At 70.0% G+C, this 2,566-nt stretch carries 3 protein-coding genes and 1 pseudogene; 2 read left to right on the top strand and 2 right to left on the bottom strand.

What is annotated here, in order from left to right; all coding sequences use genetic code 11:
* Nucleotides 1–107: 107 nt before the first annotated feature.
* Together pxpB and QQK25_RS22645 are read right to left on the bottom strand one after the other, a co-directional pair.
* The gene (gene pxpB / locus QQK25_RS22650; protein ID WP_284189996.1) at nucleotides 108–788 is read right to left on the bottom strand and encodes a 5-oxoprolinase subunit PxpB; all 681 of its coding nucleotides are present in this window, start codon (nucleotides 786–788) and stop codon (nucleotides 108–110) included.
* Nucleotides 789–797: 9 nt separating this feature from the next.
* Entirely contained in the window at nucleotides 798–1,481 is a 684-nt protein-coding gene (locus QQK25_RS22645) for a DUF4197 domain-containing protein (RefSeq protein WP_284189995.1), read from the bottom strand.
* 38 nt (nucleotides 1,482–1,519) lie between these two features.
* Between QQK25_RS22645 and QQK25_RS22640 the strand changes: the two genes are divergently transcribed.
* Nucleotides 1,520–2,014 carry a TlpA disulfide reductase family protein gene (locus QQK25_RS22640; RefSeq protein WP_284189994.1) on the top strand — a complete coding sequence of 165 codons (495 nt, stop codon included), beginning with the start codon at nucleotides 1,520–1,522 and terminating at the stop codon, nucleotides 2,012–2,014.
* A pseudogene (locus QQK25_RS22635) lies at nucleotides 2,011–2,566 on the top strand (efflux RND transporter periplasmic adaptor subunit); the annotation flags it as partial. The gene QQK25_RS22640 and the pseudogene QQK25_RS22635, both read left to right, overlap by 4 nt.

The raw sequence follows: 2,566 nt of genomic DNA, 5'->3' as shown, positions 1-2,566 counted from the left end.
TGGATCGAGGGCGCCGGAGACGGGCACGCCGATGCTGCGATGGCCCACGCGGCCGCGGTCCTGGATCGACACGCCGAGGCCGGGATTCTCGACCCGCAGGCTGGCCGTCATTCGCCCAGCTCCGCCCGGCTCACCGCCTGCCAGCGCACCCGGTCACCCGCCGCCAGCAGGGCCGGGCGGTCGGGGTTGGCAGGGTCGAACAGGCGGGTGGCGGTGCGGCCGACGAGGCGCCAGCCGCCGGGGCTGTCCCACGGATAGACCGCCGCCATCCGCCCGGCGATGGCCACCGAGCCCGCCGGTACCTTGAGGCGCGGTGTGGCGAGGCGGGGCATCTCGAGGGCTTCCGGCAGGCCGCCCAGGTAGGGAAAGCCGGGCAGGAAGCCCAGCATGTAAACCTTGAATTCAGTGGCGCAGAAGAGCTCGATCACCGCCTCGCGGCTCATCCCGCTGGCGGCGGCCACGTGGGCGAGATCGGGCGCGCAGTCGGCGTCGAAGCACACCGGCAGCGTCCAGGTGGTGCCGCTGGCCTTGGCTTCGTGGCCTTCACGGGCGAGGGCCAGCAGATCGGCTTCGAGCTGCGCGGCATCGACCCGGTCCGGGTCGAAATGGATCGTCACCGAGCGGAAGGTGGGCACCCATTCGACGATGCCCGGGTGGCGTTCGGCCAGCGCCGGCAGCGCCCCGGCAAAGCCCAGCACCCGGGCGTGGATGGGGTCGGCGATGGCCGCGCCGAACTCGACGGTCAGCGCCGCGTCGCCCAGCGGCAGCAGGCGGACGGGCGCCGTCATCGGCCGGGCTTACTGGCCGAGCGCCCCGAAGGCCTTCTTGGCCAGCTTGCCGGCGGCGCCGACCGGGTCCTTGCGGATGGCTTTTTCTTCTTCGGCGATCATCAGGTAGAGGCCGTCCAGCGCCTTGCGGGTCACGTAGTTCTCGATCTTCAGGTCGTCGCCCTTGCCCAGGCCAAACGCGCCGGCCTTGCTGGCGAGCTTGTTGTACTGATCGGCCAGGGCCAGCTTGCTGGTGGTTTCGCGCACCGTGGGCAGGAAGGATTCGGTGAGCTGGGCGGAGGTCTTCTCGCGGAAATACTGGGTGGCGGCATCGTCACCGCCGGAGAGGATCTTCTTGGCGTCCTCGACGCTCATCTTCTTCACCGCATCCACCAGCAGCGCCTTGGCCTTGGGCACCGCCTGCTCGGCGGCGTGGTTCATGTTGTTGATGAGGGCGTCCAGATCCTTGCCGCGGCCCATGGCGCGCAGGCCGGTTTCGAGCGGGGCGAGGCTCTCGGGCAGGCCGATCTTCACTTTCGGGTTGTTGAGGAAACCGCCGTCGGCGCCCAGCTGTCCAACCGCCTTGCCGGCACCCTGCACGAGGGCCTCCTTGAGTCCGCCCGAGGCGTCCTTGTCGGTGAGGTCGGCCAGACTCAGCGCCCAGGCCTGGGAACAGATGACAAGCAGCACCAAAGCTCTCAGAATCGCACGCATCGCAAAACCTCCTCTAAGCCGAACGCGGTAACAAAAAGATGTTTCTCAAGGCTATCACGCGCCTCGTTGCCCCTGTGCTGCTCGTTGCATTCCTTGACGGATGCAGCCAGCCCGCTACCCCCGACGTGCGCTTCACGACCCTCGACGGCCAGACCACCCCGCTCTCCGCCCTGCGCGGCAAGGTGGTGCTGGTGAACTTCTGGGCCACCACCTGCACCACCTGCGTGGCCGAGATGCCGCAGCTGGTCGACACCTACAACAAGTTCGCCCCGCGGGGCTTCGAGACCGTCGCCGTGGCGATGGACTACGATCCGCCCCAATACGTGCGCAACTACGCCACCAAGAACGCCCTTCCCTTCAAGGTCGCCCTCGACACCGACGGCTCGGCGGCCAAGGGCTTCGACGGCGTGCGCCTCACGCCCACCACCTTCCTCATCGACAAGCAGGGGCGGGTGGTCCAGAAGTACTTGGGCGCGCCGGACTTTCCCAAGCTCCACGCCCTGCTCGACAAACTGCTGGCCGACCCGGCGTGAAGGCCCGCGGCCTGATGCTGGCGCTGGCTGCGGCCGGCGCCATTGCCGTGGCGGTGCTGTGGCCCCGCGGGCGTGACGTGGAGGTGGCGGTGGTGAAAAGCGCGCCGCTCACCCAGTCGGTGGTCGCCACCGGACGCATCGCCACGCCAGCCCGCATCGCCATCGGCAGCCCGATCGCCGCCACGGTGCTCGATATCACCGTGCGCGAAGGCGACGTGGTGGCGCCCGGTCAGGTGCTGGCCCGGCTGCGTTCCGACGATGCCGCCGCGCTGGTCGCCCAGGCCGAGGCCGCCCGGGTCGAGGCCGAGGCGCGCCTCACCCAGGTGGAAAGACTCGGCCAGCCGGTGGCCGCCCAGCAGCTCGCCCAGGCCGAAGCCAACCTGAAGGTCGCCCAGGCCGAGGCCGAGCGCGCCCGCAGCCTGGTCGCCCAGGGCTTCTACGCCCAATCCAAGGTGGACGACGCCCTGCGCAACGCCGCCAATGCCGCCACTGCCGTCGATGCCGCCCGCGCCCAACTGGCGGCCCAGGTGCCCGGCGGCACCGAGCGCGAAG

The organism is Zoogloea oryzae, from assembly GCF_030161255.1.
Lineage (GTDB): Bacteria > Pseudomonadota > Gammaproteobacteria > Burkholderiales > Rhodocyclaceae > Zoogloea > Zoogloea oryzae.
Note: the sequence above shows the minus strand (reverse complement) of the source record. Positions and strands in the feature narration are given on the sequence as shown.